This is a genomic window from Kribbella qitaiheensis (assembly GCF_014217565.1).
Taxonomy (GTDB): Bacteria; Actinomycetota; Actinomycetes; order Propionibacteriales; family Kribbellaceae; genus Kribbella; species Kribbella qitaiheensis_A.
This window is the reverse complement of the sequence record NZ_CP043661.1, coordinates 1,724,404-1,739,468: the sequence shown is the minus strand read 5'-3', so window position 1 is coordinate 1,739,468 and position 15,065 is coordinate 1,724,404. Positions and strand designations below refer to the sequence as shown.

Annotated in this window: 15 protein-coding genes and 2 pseudogenes; 10 read left to right on the top strand and 7 right to left on the bottom strand. The window is 67.0% G+C overall.

Going from position 1 to position 15,065, the window contains the following annotated elements; all coding sequences use genetic code 11:
- Nucleotides 1–76 precede the first annotated feature (76 nt).
- The 3 genes from F1D05_RS07860 to F1D05_RS07850 all read left to right on the top strand — a co-directional run bounded on the left by F1D05_RS07860 (nt 77) and on the right by F1D05_RS07850 (nt 2,720).
- On the top strand, nt 77–559 hold the full coding sequence (locus F1D05_RS07860; RefSeq protein WP_185446662.1) for a MarR family winged helix-turn-helix transcriptional regulator: 483 nt from the start codon (nt 77–79) through the stop codon (nt 557–559).
- A gap of 48 nt (nt 560–607) precedes the next feature.
- Nucleotides 608–2,035: an MFS transporter gene (locus F1D05_RS07855; protein ID WP_185446661.1), complete on the top strand. Its 1,428-nt coding sequence runs from the start codon at nt 608–610 to the stop codon at nt 2,033–2,035.
- Nucleotides 2,036–2,102: 67 nt separating this feature from the next.
- Nucleotides 2,103–2,720: a TMEM175 family protein gene (locus F1D05_RS07850; RefSeq protein ID WP_246486839.1), complete on the top strand. Its 618-nt coding sequence runs from the start codon at nt 2,103–2,105 to the stop codon at nt 2,718–2,720.
- On the opposite strand, the gene F1D05_RS07845 is transcribed toward F1D05_RS07850, so the two are convergent.
- The 3 genes from F1D05_RS07845 to cobF form a co-directional block, all read right to left on the bottom strand.
- A complete protein-coding gene (locus F1D05_RS07845) occupies nt 2,709–4,331 on the bottom strand; it encodes a carboxylesterase/lipase family protein (RefSeq protein WP_185446659.1) in 1,623 nt (540 codons plus the stop codon). The genes F1D05_RS07850 and F1D05_RS07845 overlap by 12 nt on opposite strands.
- Nucleotides 4,332–4,414: 83 nt before the next feature.
- Complete coding sequence (locus F1D05_RS07840; RefSeq protein WP_206686117.1) at nt 4,415–5,323, bottom strand: chitinase; 909 nt, start codon at nt 5,321–5,323, stop codon at nt 4,415–4,417.
- A gap of 228 nt (nt 5,324–5,551) precedes the next feature.
- On the bottom strand, nt 5,552–6,304 hold the full coding sequence (gene cobF, locus F1D05_RS07835) for a precorrin-6A synthase (deacetylating) (RefSeq protein ID WP_185446658.1): 753 nt from the start codon (nt 6,302–6,304) through the stop codon (nt 5,552–5,554).
- Between the two features lie 86 nt (nt 6,305–6,390).
- Here cobF and F1D05_RS07830 point away from each other — a divergent pair, with 86 nt between their 5' ends.
- Together F1D05_RS07830 and F1D05_RS07825 are read left to right on the top strand one after the other, a co-directional pair.
- Entirely contained in the window at nt 6,391–6,774 is a 384-nt protein-coding gene (locus tag F1D05_RS07830; RefSeq protein ID WP_185446657.1) for a nuclear transport factor 2 family protein, read from the top strand.
- 66 nt (nt 6,775–6,840) lie between these two features.
- A complete protein-coding gene (locus F1D05_RS07825) occupies nt 6,841–7,722 on the top strand; it encodes an aminoglycoside phosphotransferase family protein (protein ID WP_246486504.1) in 882 nt (293 codons plus the stop codon).
- A 47-nt stretch (nt 7,723–7,769) separates the two neighbouring features.
- Here F1D05_RS07825 and F1D05_RS39885 read toward each other — a convergent pair.
- Nucleotides 7,770–8,433: pseudogene (locus F1D05_RS39885) on the bottom strand (SDR family NAD(P)-dependent oxidoreductase).
- Nucleotides 8,434–8,522: 89 nt separating this feature from the next.
- On the opposite strand from F1D05_RS39885, the gene F1D05_RS07815 reads away from it, so the two are divergent.
- The 3 genes from F1D05_RS07815 to F1D05_RS07805 all read left to right on the top strand — a co-directional run bounded on the left by F1D05_RS07815 (nt 8,523) and on the right by F1D05_RS07805 (nt 10,545).
- Nucleotides 8,523–9,143, top strand: a complete 621-nt coding sequence (locus tag F1D05_RS07815; RefSeq protein ID WP_185446656.1) for a TetR/AcrR family transcriptional regulator — start codon at nt 8,523–8,525, stop codon at nt 9,141–9,143.
- Between the two features lie 99 nt (nt 9,144–9,242).
- Nucleotides 9,243–10,115, top strand: coding sequence for an LLM class F420-dependent oxidoreductase (locus F1D05_RS07810; RefSeq protein WP_185446655.1), 873 nt, complete (start codon nt 9,243–9,245; stop codon nt 10,113–10,115).
- A gap of 49 nt (nt 10,116–10,164) precedes the next feature.
- Nucleotides 10,165–10,545, top strand: a complete 381-nt coding sequence (locus tag F1D05_RS07805) for a VOC family protein (RefSeq protein WP_185446654.1) — start codon at nt 10,165–10,167, stop codon at nt 10,543–10,545.
- A gap of 49 nt (nt 10,546–10,594) precedes the next feature.
- On the opposite strand, the gene F1D05_RS42505 is transcribed toward F1D05_RS07805, so the two are convergent.
- The 3 genes and pseudogenes from F1D05_RS42505 to F1D05_RS07795 all read right to left on the bottom strand — a co-directional run bounded on the left by F1D05_RS42505 (nt 10,595) and on the right by F1D05_RS07795 (nt 13,278).
- Nucleotides 10,595–11,425, bottom strand: coding sequence for a hypothetical protein (locus F1D05_RS42505; RefSeq protein WP_343066625.1), 831 nt, complete (start codon nt 11,423–11,425; stop codon nt 10,595–10,597).
- A 117-nt stretch (nt 11,426–11,542) separates the two neighbouring features.
- A pseudogene (locus F1D05_RS42500) lies at nt 11,543–12,098 on the bottom strand (glucose-6-phosphate dehydrogenase); the annotation flags it as partial.
- 85 nt (nt 12,099–12,183) lie between these two features.
- Nucleotides 12,184–13,278, bottom strand: a complete 1,095-nt coding sequence (locus F1D05_RS07795) for a serine hydrolase domain-containing protein (protein ID WP_185446653.1) — start codon at nt 13,276–13,278, stop codon at nt 12,184–12,186.
- Between the two features lie 147 nt (nt 13,279–13,425).
- Between F1D05_RS07795 and F1D05_RS07790 the strand changes: the two genes are divergently transcribed.
- Nucleotides 13,426–13,866, top strand: coding sequence for a YciI family protein (locus tag F1D05_RS07790; RefSeq protein ID WP_185446652.1), 441 nt, complete (start codon nt 13,426–13,428; stop codon nt 13,864–13,866).
- On the top strand, nt 13,863–15,065 hold the full coding sequence (locus F1D05_RS07785; RefSeq protein WP_206686113.1) for an RNA polymerase sigma factor: 1,203 nt from the start codon (nt 13,863–13,865) through the stop codon (nt 15,063–15,065). The genes F1D05_RS07790 and F1D05_RS07785 overlap by 4 nt, the downstream gene beginning before the upstream one ends.

Sequence of the window (15,065 nt, the reverse complement as noted above, 5' to 3'; positions counted from 1 at the left end):
CCCGCTTGCCGGTGCGACGCTGTTGGTTTGGGTTGGGATTATCTTGGAGCAGATGATCCCGAGCTAGGATGAGTTCATGGCGAAGACTCCGCTCCGGACGGTTCCGGATCTGACCGGACTGCTCAACCATGCCGGGCATGTGCTCGAGACCCAGCTCACCGCCGCCCTCGCGGAGATCGGCCTGACGCCGCGGATGCAGTGCGTGTTGCTGAACGCGCTGGGGGAGGAGCGCACCCAGATCCAGCTCGCCGAGCTCGCGTATCTCGACAAGACCACCATGGTCGTCACGGTCGACGCGTTGGAGAAGGCCGGCTTCGCCGAGCGGAAGCCGTCCGCCACCGACCGCCGGGCGCGGATCATCGCGGTCACCGAGGCCGGCGCCGAGATCGTCGCCGAAGGTCAGCGGATCGTCGACAAGGTGCACGCCGACGCCCTGGCGGCGCTGGCCGCCGCGCAGCGCAAACCGTTCGCCGAGTCGCTCGCCCACCTGGTCGCCGGCCATCTCGCGACGCCGGTCGAGGCGCAACCCGTACGGCGTACCAGGCAGCGCGCAAACTGATCCAATAAAAGATCGTCTATTACGGAACTATCTGCTAAGGTCGTTTTCATGTTGACCGACCAATTGCAGGACTCCGAGCCCACGACAGGAGCACACCGGGCCAAAGCGCTCGCGGTGCTCTGCATCATGCAGCTGATGATCATCCTGGACGGGACGGTGGTGACCGTCGCGTTGCCGACGATCCAGGGCGATCTCGGCTTCTCCCAGGCCGGCCTCGCCTGGGTGATGAACTCCTACCTGATCGCATTCGCCGGCCTGCTGTTACTGGCCGGCCGGATCGGCGACCTGATCGGCAGTAAGTCGGTCTTCCTCGCCGGGCTCGCGGTGTTCACCTCCGCCTCGCTGCTCTGCGGTCTCGCCACCAGCGCCGAGCTACTGATCGCCGGCCGCTTCCTGCAAGGAGTCGGCGGTGCGCTTGCCTCCGCGGTGATCCTCGGCATGATCATCGGGCTGTACCCGGCGCCGGGGGAGCAGGCCCGCGCCCTTGGCGTGTACGGCTTCACCTCCGCCAGTGGCGCCTCGATCGGCCTGATCCTCGGCGGCGTGATCACCCAGACCGTCGGTTGGCACTGGTCGTTCCTGATCAACGTCCCGATCGGCCTGGTCTCGCTCCTCTTCGCAGTACGCCTCCTTGCTCGCAACAAAGGCCTGGGCCTCGGCAAGGGTGCGGACGTCGCTGGTGCCGTGCTGGTGACTGCTGGGCTCTCGCTGTCCGTCTACACGATCGTCCAGACGGCCGAGCCCACTGCAGAGCTTCCTCGCACGATCTTGCTCGCTGTGGTCTCGGTGCTTCTCCTTGCAGGCTTCGTACTACGGCAAGCTCGCGCCGCGCAGCCTCTGCTCTCACTGCACGTCTTCCGCAAGCGCCAGGTGACCGTCTCAAACGTCGTCGTCGTACTGCTCTTCGCCGCAGGCTTCGGGTTCCAGTTCATGACCGCGCTGTACTTGCAGCGTGTACTCGGCTACGACTCGCTACAGACCGGCCTTGCCTTCCTCCCTGCGCCGATCCTCGGTGCGGTGATGTCCCTGTCGGTCGGGCCGCGACTCACTGTGCGCTTCGGCAGTCGTACGATCCTGCTGGCCGGCCTGGCCGCGTTCCTTGGTGCACAGCTGATCCTGAGCCAGGCGCCCGTCGGCGGCTCGTACTTGCTCAACGTTGCCCCGGCCCTGCTCCTAGTCGGCGCTGGTACCGGCGTAGGCATCCCGGCGGCGATCATGCTGGCAATGTCCGGTGCGGATCCGAGCGATGCCGGACTGGCATCAGGCCTCAACAACACAGCCCAGCAAGCAGGCGCGGCTGTCGGTACTGCGGTGCTCGCCAGCTTGGCCGCGTCGCACAGCGCAGCACGGCTCAGTGAAGGCGCCGGATCGGTCACTGCGCTCAGGGACGGCTACAGCGCGGCGTTCGTGGCTGCCGCCGGTTTCGTCCTGCTTGCCCTGGTCCTGGCCGCGACACTGCTCCGGCCCCGCCGATAAGCCGACAAGCGCCCCCGGTGCCTTCGGCAACGAAGACCTCGGGGGCGCTAACGTGTCCGCCGTGAGTATGACTAGGGATCCCGACCGGCTCGTCCTGTTCACCGACGCGGTCGTCGCGATCGCTGTCACGCTGCTGATCCTGCCCCTGGTGGAAGCGGTCCAGGACGTGCCGAAGGACAGCGACCCCTGGACGATGATCCACGAGGAGAAGAGTGCGATCTTCTCGTTCCTGCTGAGTTTCGCGGTGATCGCGAGATTCTGGCTGGTACATCACCGTGTCTTCGAGCACGTCAAGGCCTACAACACCGTGATGATCCAGCTGAACATGCTCTGGCTGCTCTGCATCGTGGTGCTGCCGTTCCCGACCGAGATGATCGGGCACTTCGACGGCGACAGCCGGTTCATCGCGGGCTTGTATGCCGCCAACCTGCTCGTTCTCAGCGCCTGCCAGACCGGACTCACACTGCTCGTCCGCGGTCACCGGAAACTCGAGGTCGACGACAACCCGATCACCGACCCCGAGGTGGCCGGCTCGATCACCTTCACGGCCTCCGCGCTGATCGCCTTCCTCCTCGCGGCCCTCGTCCCCGACGTGCGCTTCTACGCTCTCCTGGTCCTGATCCTGTCCGGCCCCGCGGCGCAGCTCATCCTGCGGCTGCGCAAGAGTCCCGCGTCAGCTGCTTAGGCCGGCCCAGAAGTCGCAGTGGTGCTCGGTCTGCAGGGCGACCTTCTTGATACCGCCTTGCTCGGCTGGTGCGAGTGAGAGCCCGGTGATTGCGTGCTTGCTCGCAGGAGCCCACTGCGGCCGGTCCGGCCCGTTCGGGTTCCCGGTGCGGGCGAACGCAGTCCAGTAGTCGAGCATCTGCTCCGACAGCCGCTGCTGGCCGTCGGTCATCGGGAAGTCGTATCCGCCAAGGCTGAACAGGTACGGCAGCTCCACTGCGTGAGCAGCGCCGTTCCCTGGTTGGGTGATCGGCGAGTGCTTGTCCGCAAACTCGTATGCGTACACAGGCACCTTCCGAGCGGCTTGCTGATCATTGGCGATCTGTGTGCACGACCAGATCCGATCCGTCGTGACCACGGTCCAGGCAGCCTTGGCCGACTCGTACTTCGCCAGCGGGTATTCGCGCAGCACCTTCTTCGCGTCAGCCGCACCGACCATGTCGGTCACCAGTCGCGGGTAGTCCGCATCGGTGATCTTGCCGCCGTTGAACGCCGCCATCCAGGCCGACGCCTCGTCGTGGTTGTTCCCGGAGAGCACCGGCACCCGGTGGAACAGCCCGGCCTTCATCGCCTTCGCCGGACTCAGCGGCAGCACCGCAGTACCGCCGTACGCCACCTGAGTGAAGTTGAGAGTGCTGTCGACCAGTACTGCGGGGTTTGCGGCGCGCAAGCACGACAGCACCGCCTGACCAGGCTTGCAGCCCAGGTCCTTCTTGCTGGCGGCAGCCCACTCCTTGCCGTTGTTCTGAACCGTGCTCTGCGATACCCATGGCGAGTCGGCGGCCTGACCCGGGTACTGGCTGTTGTCGGCCCAGTTGAACGCGCAGGAGCCGCTCTGCATGACAGCCTTGGAGAACAGCCCGGTCGCAGTCGGTGAGGTGAGCTGGGCGCAAACGCTCATGCCACCCGCCGACTCCCCGGCCACGGTCACGTTCCGCGGGTCACCACCGAAGGCCCGGGCGTTCCGCTGCACCCAGCGCAGCGCTGCCTGCTGGTCCTGGATGCCGTACGTGCCGGAACCCGCCAGACCCGGATAGCCGAAGAACCCGAAGATCCCGAGGCGGTAGTTCATCGTGACCACGACGACGTCTCCGCGGGTCGCCAGCTTCGCTGCGCCGTAGCTGTTGCCGGCCCCCGAGAAGAACCCGCCACCGGGGATCCACACCACTATGGCGCGGGGATGTGTCGCCTGCGCCGCGGGAGTGGTGATGTTCAAGTAGAGGCAGTCCTCGTCGGTGGACCCATCGGGTACCTCGGGGTTGGCTGACTGCGGACACGCGCTGGAGAGCTTCACTGCCTCGCGCTCGCCCTGCCACGGCTTCACCGGCTGCGGAGCCTTCCAGCGCAATCCGCCGACCGGGGGAGCGGCGTACGGGACGCCGTTGAAGACCCGAGCGCCGCCGGACGTGGCACCACGCAGTACGCCGGCATCTGTCCGTACTACGTTCGCGTCTGTGGGCGGAGCGCTCTCTGATTGAGCGGCAGCCGCACTGTTGACCAGCAGTGCGGCTGGCAGCAGCGCGAGTGCTACTGCCAGCCGCAGCTTGCTACGGGTGATTCGGGTAGTTGTCATGCCCAGCAGCCTGGGCCGAGACCGGGTGGCCCCGCTTCGGTCCGATGGCCACTTCGCCTACACCTTTGGTCGAAGTACCGTTATCAGCAGTAGAGGTTGCCGCCCGGGTCGACGCCCAGCGTCTGGGTGAACCGCTGGTAGGCGTCCACCCGGCTCTGCACCTGGCCCGGGTTGCCGCCGTTGCACTCGATCGAGCCGTTGATGCTGCGGATGGTCTCGCCGAAGCCGGCGCCGTTCACCATCGCGTTGTGCGGCGTCATCGTGCCCGGCCCGGACTGGGTGTTCCAATACCAGAGACCGGTCTTCCAGGCGATCGCGGAGTTCTGCTCGACCTGCCACGGGTTGCCCAGCAGGTCGATGCCGAGCGGGTCACCGGCTGCCTTGTAGTTGAAGTTGTGGCTCAACTGGATCGGGCCGCGAAAGTAGTACGCGGACTGGCCGGCCGGGCAGCCGTAGGGCAACTCCGGGTGGCAGTAACTCGGGTAGTTGGCCTCGTTGATCTCCTTGACGTAGACCAGCCCGCCGGTCTCGTGATTCACGTTGGCGAGGAAAGCTGCGGCCTCGCGCTTCTTGGTGGCGTCGTCGCCGGTGTCGGCGAACCCCGGATAGGCGCCGAGCGCGTCGATCAGCCCGGAATAGGTGTAGAACGGATTCCGGTTCGGGAACATCGAATTGAATTGCGATTCGCTGACCGGGAATGCGCCGGTGCCGGCATTACCGCCGTCGCAGGAGTAGGGATCCCAGAACCAGGTACTGATCGTCGGGTCGTAGCCGGGATTCTCGTTGACGGCGATGTAATACAGCCCGTCGGTGTACTTCACGATGCTGCCGACGCCGTACCAGTTGCCGGCGACCCAGTTCGGGTAGTTGCAGGCCTGGGTCGAACTCGGGGCTGATTCCCGGGCGTCGGCGGGGGCGACGATCAGCATCGCGCAGGCGACGCCGAGCGCCGCCAGGAACGGCAGTACGCGGATGAAACGAGGCATCTTCATGCGGTGACTCCTCTGTCCCGACCGGTCGCAAAGGGGGCGGCGACACGATCGTGGGGGCGGTGGACAAGTGGTTCCGGGCCAGATTAGGACGGCCCGGCGAGGAGGTGAAGAGTTTGCACCATTTACTTTCAAAAGAACTTTTGGTAAGCTCGGTGCTTAATCTGGTGGTGCAGTATTGCGCATTCTGGAGAATTGGCTGGATCGGCGCCTGCTGCCAGAATTGATGTGTCAGTGCCGATTCCGGCGCAACAGATAGGTGTCCATGATCCAGCCCTTGCGCTTGCGCGCGTCGGCGCGCACCTCGGTGATCTGTTCGGACACCTCGGCCAGTTTTCCGGCGACCAGGATCTCGTCCGGCGTACCGAGATAGGCGCCCCAGTAGATCTCTGCGTCCTGGTCGGTGTGAGCAGTGAATGCCGTCTGCGCGTCGAGCATCACCACCACGTCGTCGACGTCGTCCGGCCAGCTCTTCGCCAGCCGCCGCCCGGTGGTGATCTGGATCGGCCTGCCGACCTGGTTCAGCCCGACCCGGTGCCGCGCGGCCAGCGCCGAGACGCTGCTGATGCCGGGAATCACGTCGACGGAGAAGGTCAGCTCGCCCCGATCCTGGATGTCGTCGAGGATCGCCAGCGTGCTGTCGTACAGGGACGGATCGCCCCAGACGAGGAAGGCGCCGACCTGGTCCGCGCCGAGCTCGGTGGCGATCAGGCCGGCGCAGACATCTGCCCGGCGCCGCCGCCAGTCGTCCACGGACTCGACGTACGCCTCGCTGCTGCGGTCCCGCTCCGGGTCCCGTCCGACGACCACCCTGTACTGCGTGGCGTGCCGGCGCAGGATCTCCTCGCGCAGGTCGACCAGCTCCTGCTTGACCTCACCCTTGTCGAGCACGAAGAAGACGTCGGCCCGCTCGATCGCCTTCGCCGCCTGCAGGGTCAGGTGGTCCGGATCGCCGGCCCCGATCCCGATCACCAAGATCTCCATGGCCGCGAGCTTAATGACCGGCACCGGCCGGCCTTGTCGGCGGCCTTTGCTACGTTCGAAGTACCTCTGGATGGAAGGCGTGCCTGATGACGATTCCGACCCCGCCCGACCCGGCCGCCGCCGAGACGGTGAAGCATCTGCCGCACGCGATCACGACGTACCTGCGGGAGGCCGATCCGCAGCACAAGGCGAACGCCCACGATCTGCTCTCCGCCTTCGCGCCGGACGCGACCGTCGTCGACGAGGAGAAGACGTACAAGGGGCACGACGAGATCCATCGGTGGCGCGAGGGCGTCTCGAGCCAGTTCACCTACACGGTCGAGATCACCCACGCAGAGAAGCTGGACGAGACCCACTTTGTGGTCACGAGCCACCTCGAAGGCGATTTCCCCGGCGGTGTGGTCGACCTTCTCTACCGCTTCACCCTCGGTGAGGACGACCTGATCGCCAATCTGGAGATCGCCCCTTAGGCCAACGCCCTCGGAGCCTGTCAGCTACCTCGCTGCCTGCTTCTCGGCTGTGAGATCGTCGCTCGGGTGGACATCCTCGAGATCGATGAGAGCCTGGTGCGGTCCCTGCTGAGCGAGCAGCATCCCGACCTCGCAGTACTGGAGCTCCGGCTGGTGGACGGTGGCTGGGACAACCAGCAGTGGCGGCTCGGGGACGAGTTGGCAGTGCGAATGCCGCGTACGCCGCGTGCGCCTGATCTCCTCCGTACCGAGCAGCGATGGCTGCCGGTCCTGGCGCCACGCCTACCGCTGCCGATCCCGACCCCGGTCCGGATCGGTGAGCCGTCCGACCGCTTCCCGCGCCCGTGGACCGTCGCGACCTGGGTCGAGGGCGAGCCGGCCGATCTCGCTCCGATCAGCGACCACGGCGACGCGGAGGTGCTGGCGGGCTTCCTCACCGCCCTCCACCAGGAAGCGCCTGCTGACGCCCCGATCAGCGGCGACCGCGGCGTAACGCTCAGGTCTTTCGGCGAGGGCTTCGAACGTGGTCTCCGATACGCCCCCGAGGGCACCGTCGAGGACCTCCGCACGATCTGGGCGGACGCTCTGGAGGCTCCGGACTGGGACGGCCCGCCGGTCTGGCTTCATGCTGACCTGCATCCCGCCAACGTCGTCACAGCCAACGGCTCGCTGGCGGGCGTCATCGACTTCGGTGACCTCTGCTCCGGCGACCCGGCCACAGACCTGATGGCCGCCTGGCTCCTCCTCCCCGAGGGCGCCGCCGCCCGCTTCTTCGCCGCCTATCCATCCGACGAGGCCACCGTCCGCCGAGCCCGAGGCTGGGCCGTCTACCGCGCGATCGGCCTCATCAGCATCGGCGTAGCCGGCGACCGGGGCCTCCCCGGCGGCAAACCGACCTGGCGCCCCGCCGGGGAAGCGGCCCTGGCCCGCCTCCTCTCAACCCACTAACCACCCCGCGACCACAGCAGCACTACCTCGCTCCAACGTCCCAGCAACTACTTCGCGATGACGGCGGCGCCGATTCGGCCGCCGTCCACGTCGAGGACGGTGCCGTGGACGAAGGTTGATTCGTCACTGGCGAGATAAACGGCGGCGTGGGCGATCGCGTCCGGCGTACCGATCCGCCCGTACGGCGTGCCGCTCGTCATCGCGGCGGCGGGATGGTCCTCGGAGGCGATCCCGCCATGCACCACGCCCGGCGAGACGCGTTGACGCGGATGCCGGAAGGGCCGAACTCAGCCGACCAGGCGCGGGTCAAGGTCTCCAGTGCGCCCTTGCTCGCGGCGTACACCGCGCCGATGGGGATACCGAGCCGGGCGACCCAGGATCCGAGGTTGATCACCACGCCACCACCGGCCTTCGTCATCGCCGGGGCGATCGCGGCCATCAGGAAGTACGGCGACTTCACGTTCACCTTGTAGACCAGGTCGAACGTCTCCTCGTCCGTCTCGGTCGTCGGCGTTCCGTCGATCGCGCCGGCGTTGTTCACCAGGATGTCGATCCGGCCACCGAGTAGCCGGGTCGCCTGCTCGGCCAACGCTCCTTGTTGCGGCCGGCAACGATCACGTTGGCGCCTTCGGCCGCGAAGCCGGTCGCGATCGCCTTGCCGATGTTGCTGGTAGCCCCGGTGACCAGGGCTGTCTTGCCTGCCAAACGCATGATTACTCCTCAGATTTTTCCAGAATGGACCGATGAGTCCAAAGTGGCACGCAGAATGGACCGGCCGGTCCAGCGGTACGCTGGGCTGTATGGAGCGAGCCCTGACGGCGAAAGGCGCGGCGACCCGGCAGCGGATCGTCGAGGGTGCCGCGTTGCTGATCCGCGAGCAGGGTGTGCCGAATGTCGGGCTCGAAGACATCCGGATGGCCACCGCGACCAGCAAGAGTCAGCTGTTCCACTACTTCCCGGCAGGCAAGGCAGATCTGATGCTCTCGGTCGCCGCGCATGAGGCAGAGCTGGTGATCGCCGAGCAGATGCCGCACCTGGGTGACCTGACCAGCTGGCGGAAGTGGCAGGCGTGGCGGCGGCGCGTGGTCCAGATCTACGACGCGCAGCGCCAGCGCTGCACGCTGTCCGCGCTGACCGCGCAACTGGGCACCGGGGATCCGGCGACCCGGGAGATCGTCACCACTCTGCTCGATCGCTGGCAGGGGTATCTCGTGGCAGGGGTGCAGGCGCTCAAGGACTCCGGGGAGGCGGATCCGGGCATAGATCCGCTGGTGGCGGCGACATCGATCCTGACCGCGATCACTGGCGGCGCCGGCATGCTGCAGGCGACCGACCGGATCAGCTACCTGGACATCGCGCTCACCGACACGATCGAGGGCCTCCGCCGCCCGACCGCCCGGACCCGCCGCAAGTCAGCCTGAGGCACTCCGCAAGAAATAATCCGGTGGGCGGGATTAGATCGTCGGCGCCGGGGGTTGAATGTCGTTAGGCGACTAACAATTTCTTGGAGGGCATTCCTGATGGAACTCGGTCTGCAGGTTCCTGACTTCACCTGGCCGAACGGCGCGCCCGCGCTGGGAGCCGAACTCGCGGCGGTGGCCCGGACCGCCGATCGGGTCGGCTTCGGCTACCTCGCGGTGATGGACCACTTCTTCCAGATCCGCGGCGTCGGCCCCGCCGAGAACGACATGCTCGAGGCGTACACGACGCTCGGTTTCCTGGCGGCGAACACGGAGCGAGCGAAGCTGCTCACCGTCATCACCGGCGTGCACTACCGCGAGCCCGCACTGCTCGCGAAGGCGGTCACCACGCTGGACGTGCTGTCCGGTGGCCGCGCGATGCTCGGCATCGGCGCGGGCTGGAACGAGGAGGAGTCGCGTGGTCTCGGCTTCCCGTTCCCACCGCTGGCCGAGCGGTTCGAGCGGCTGGAGGAGACGCTGCAGTACGTACTCCAGATGTGGTCCGACGGCGATGAGCCGTTCGAAGGCAAGCACTACCAGGCTGAGCGTCTGCTCAACGTTCCGCAGGCACTGACCAAGCCACATCCGCCGATCATGATCGGCGGTGGCGGCGAGAAGAAGACCTTGCGGTTCGTCGCGAAGTACGGCGACGCCTGCAACCTCTTCAACACGCCGGACCTGGAGCACAAACTCGAGGTGCTGAAGCAGCACTGCGAGAACGAGGGGCGCGACTACGACGAGATCACCAAGACCGTCTACCACGTGATGGACACCGGCGAGAACGGTGAGAAGACCGCGGAGTTGATCGACGAACTCGGCCGGCTGCACGGACTCGGGTTCGACGCGGCCATCGGTGGCGCCCCGGGGCTCCCGAAGCTGGAAGGCCTGGAGCGCATCGGCGCCGACGTGATCCCGGTCGCCGCCGCTTTCTGACCTGGATTCCGGAAGCCGATCGTCCGTTTAGCCGCCTAGTGTCGGTGCTATGGCGACTAAATGGACGTTAGGTGGCGATGCCGCCGATCCGCAGCGGCTGGCCGAGTTCTGGGCGGCGGCGCTGGGTTATGTGCCGGAAGCGGGGTTCGAGTCCGAGGACTGCGCCTCGCTCGTCGACCCGGACGACGTGGGGCCGCCGATCGGCTTCCTCCGGGTGGCCGAGCCGAAGACATCCAAGAACCGCTTCCACATCGACATCCGAGTGGCCGGCCCCGGCTTCCGTAGCGCGGAGTCCGAGAAACGCCTCCGCGCGAAAGAGGCCGAACTGCTCGCCCTCGGCGCGACCCAGGTCCGCGACGAGTACTACGACGACCAGCTTGGCCATATCGTCATGCTCGACCCCGAAGGCAACGAGTTCTGCGTCGGCTGACCCGGTACGGCGTACGCCAAGCCCCCGCCGTACTAGTGACCCGAGTCCGCTAGCTGGGTTTGCCCTGGCGCCACTCGCGTTCGAAGGGCAGCCGCCAGGCGCGGGGTGCGATCAGCTGGTGGATCGCGTTGGGTCCCCAGGTCCCCGGCGCATAAGGCTTCACTGGCGGCGGGTCCTCCAACAGAAGCGTCGAGTTCTCCCACAACGACTCGATGCCTTCCGCGGTGGTGAAGAGCGTGTGGTCACCGCGCATCGCGTCCAGGATCAGCCGCTCGTACGCCTCCAGCACGTCGCCCGCCGTCGAGGTCTCCTGCGTGGAGAACTGCATCGACAGCTTCTCCAGCCGCATCCCCGGCCCCGGCCGTTTGCCGTAGAAGGACAGCGACACCCGCGACGAGTCGGCCAGGTCGAACGTCAGGTGGTCCGGTCCTTGCGACCCGACGCCGGAGCCGGCCGGGAACATCGTCTTCGGCGCCTCCTTGAAGGCGATGGAGATGATCCGCATCCCCTCCGCCATCTTCTTGCCCGTGCGCAGGTAGAACGGCACGCCGGCCCAGCGCCAGTTGTCGATCCCGACCTTCATCGCGATGAAGGTTTCGGTGTCGGAGTCCCGCGCGACCCCCTCCTCGGCGCGATACCCGCCGTACTGACCCCGGACGACGTCCTCCGGACGGATCGGCAGCATCGAGCGGAAGACCTTGTTCTTCTCCTCCGAGATCGCCCGCGGCTCCAGCGCGGTCGGCGGCTCCATCGCGACGAACGCCAGCACCTGCAGGACGTGCGTGACGACCATGTCCTTGAACGCGCCGGTCGGTTCGTAGAAGGTGGCGCGCTGGTCGAGCCCGAGCGACTCGGGGATGTCGATCTGGATGTGGTCGATGAAGTTGCGGTTCCAGATCGGCTCGAACAGGCCGTTGGCGAACCGGAACGCGAGGATGTTCTGGGCCGCCTCCTTGCCCAGGAAGTGGTCGATCCGGAAGATCTGCGACTCGTCGAACGTCTCGTGGACGAAGTCGTTCAGCTCGATCGCGGTCTGCAGGTTGTCACCGAACGGCTTCTCCATCACCACCCGGGGCCTGCTCGACCAGCTTCGCGTCGCGCAGCATCTGGATCACCGAGTGCGCGGCCTTCGGCGGCACCGACAGGTAGTGCAGCCGCCGGGTGTCGGGGCCGAGCAGCGTCTCGGCCTCGCTCACCGCGGCCGCGAGCGCCTCCGGCCCGGCCGTCGTCGCCACATAGGTGAGGCGGCCGCAGAACTGCTCCCACTCCTCCTCGGTGATCTTGTGCGTGCCGTAGGTGTCGACCGCCTTCCGGGCCCGGGCCCGGAACTCGTCGGTGGTCAGTTCCTCCGTCGCCGTACCGATGATCCGTACGTCGGGCGCGAACCGCGACTGCTGCAGATACGCCAGCCCCGGCAACAACTTGCGCTTGGCAAGGTCACCGGTCGCACCGAACAGCACGATCACGTGCGGCGCGAGCGGCTCCAGGTCCCGCCGCGACGGTCGCGCGCCGGGAGCGGGATAGGCGATCGTCTGGGTACGGGAGTCGGGCATTCTCGGTCCTCCTACGGATGACGCTCACACCACAGGCACAAACGGCTTCAGTGTAGGCATGTGGCATCCCCCGCGGGGCAAGGACTCAACCTGCGTTCATGAGCCCTTCATACGCGGCCATCACGATCTCCAGGCCGCGGTCGTCGCCGAGCGTGCTTTCCTCGAGCATCTGGTTCATCACGTAGGCGACAGTGAGCTGGGTGTCCAGGTCGACGAGGACGAGCGAACCGCCCCAGCCGCCCCACGAACAAGTGCGTCCTTGCACGCTGTAGCCCATTCCGAAGCGGATCTGCCGGCCAAGGACCTCGTCCACCCCCAAGAACTGCTGCTCCAGCACCCGCTCGGCTCCGGCCTTCGAGAGCAGCCGGACCCCTCGCGCCTGCCCGCCGCACGCCAGCACCGACTGCACGGCGGCAACCGACCGGGCGTTCCCGAACCCACTGACAGAAGGGATGTCGGCCCGCCGCCAGGCTTCGGTATTGGCGACCTCGGCCGGGACGGGCGGGTTTCCATCGCCTCGCGTCAGCAGCTCGGGTGCCCTGATCGGCGCCGGAATGGTCTCGGCGACCCGGTGATCGTCCTCGGGTCGCACCACCAGCTGGAAGTCGGCACCGAGGGGGCCGGCGACCTCCTCGGCGAAGAAGGTCGAGAGGCTGTGGCCGGTGGCGCGGCGGACGACCTCACCGATCAGAAAGCCTTGGGTGATTGAGTGATAGGCACCAACTGCACCAGGCTCGGAGCTCGGCGCCTGCTCGGCCAGCAGCGTCGTCATGGTCGACCAGTCGTAGAGCTGTTCGGTCCTCAGCGGCTCGCTCCAGGTCGGCAGGCCCGCAGTGTGCCCGAGAACGTGCCTCAGCAGGACCTTTTCCTTGCCTGCGGCACCGAATTCGGGCCAGTAGGTCGAGACCGGCGCATCCAGGTCGAGCAGACCACGATCGGCGAGGACCAACACGGTCAGCGCGCTCATCGTCTTCGTGGTGGACCAGACGCAGGTGATCGTGTCCCGCTCCCACGGCCGGCTGCGCGCCGCATCGGCGTACCCGCCCCAAAGATCGACCACCGGCTCGTCCCCGACGTACACGGCGACCGACGCGCCGACGTCCTTGGCGTCCAAGGAGGTCGCCAGCAAGTCGCGTACTGCTTCGAACTGGTCGTCACAGCTGCCGTGGAGGTCGCCCATACGCCACATCAAACCCCGACTCCCGGACGTGGCCAACCGATTTGTTGACTCGTACTGTGGGTGGTGTCCGGATCGGTGGTTCCCGTTCGTCGGGTGGACAAGAGGTCAGCCCGGACGAGGCGGACCGCGACTTGGAGGAGTGACCGGGTGAAGTATCTGCTGATGATCTGCGGCGACGAGAGCGCTGCGGCGTACGCCGATGCCGGTTGTGGCGGCTGGTCGGAGGAGATGGCTGAGCGCGGGGTTCTGGAAGGCGACGGCGTCGGGCTCCGGCCGCCGCATGAGGCGACCACCGTGCGGGTCCGCGACGACGAGCTGCGGATCACCGATGGGCCGTTCGCGGAGACGAAGGAGCAGATCGGCGGGTTCGTGCTGATCAGCTGCGCCGACCTGGACGAGGCGATCGAGATCGCCGCGAAGCACCCGGCCGCGAAGTACGGAACCATCGAGATCCGCCCGGTCTTCGGGCCACCGAGCGAACCGGTCTCGGTGACGTCGAGCGAATCGGTCTCCGTGCCGTCGGGTGCGCCTGGCTCCGTACCGTCGGGCGAACCGGTCTCCGTGGCACCGGGCGAATCGGGCGCGTGACGAGCGGGTCAGTGGCGGACGAGGTCGCCCACGCCTTCGCCGAGGAGTGGGGGCAGGTGGTCGCCACCTTGATCCGGATCACGGGGGACTGGGACCTGGCCGAGGAGTGCGCGCAGGAGGCCTTCGTATCTGCGCTGAAGCACTGGCCGGTCGACGGGATCCCTGATCGGCCGGGCGCCTGGCTGACCACGACGGCACGCAACCGGGCGATCGACTGGCTGCGCCGGGAGGCGGTCGGCGCTGCCAAGCTCCAGGAGGTGACTGTGATGAGCGGTGAGCCCGCACCGGCGTACGACGTACAGGATGATCGCCTCCGACTGATGTTCACCTGCTGTCACCCTGCGCTGGCGATGGAGGCACGGGTCGCACTCACCCTGCGGACGCTGGCCGGACTGAGTACGGCGGACATCGCCCGGGCATTCCTGGTCCCGGAGGCGACCATGTCCAAGCGGCTGACCAGGGCCAAGCAGAAGATCCGGTACGCCGGTATCCCGTACCGCGTCCCACCTGCGCATCTCCTGCCGGAGCGGACGCCCGCAGTACTGGCTGTGTTGTATCTGCTGTTCAACGAGGGATACACGGACGTCGTACGGAGCAGTCTGAGCGGTGAGGCGATCCGACTGGCCAGAATGCTGGTGCAGCTCATGCCGGACGAGCCAGAGGCGGCCGGGCTGCTCGCGCTCATGCTGCTGCACGACGCACGGCGTGACACTCGGCTGAGCGCGGACGGCGTACTAGTCACCCTGGAAGACCAGGACCGCACGCGCTGGGACCACACGCTGATCACCGAAGGCGAGGAGCTGCTCGACGCGACGCTGCGTCGCGGTATGCCGGGCCCGTACCAGGTGCAGGCCGCTATAGCCGCCTGTCACGCGACAGCTCGCACTGCGGCCGACACCGACTGGCCCCAGATCGCCGGCCTCTACGGACAGCTGACACAGACTCCGGTGGTCGCACTGAACCGCGCTGTAGCGATCGGCATGGCCGACGGCCCCGCGGTAGGGCTGCGCCTGGTAGACAACCTCGCTGCCGGCCCACTAGCCGGTTATCACCTACTACCAGCCACCCGAGCCGACTTCCTCCGGCGACTCGGGCGGCGCTCCGAGGCCGCATCGGCCTACCAGGAGGCACTCGACCTGGCCGAAACCCAGGCAGCGCGGCTCTACCTGGCCCGGCGGCTGAAAGAAGTCTCGCGGTAG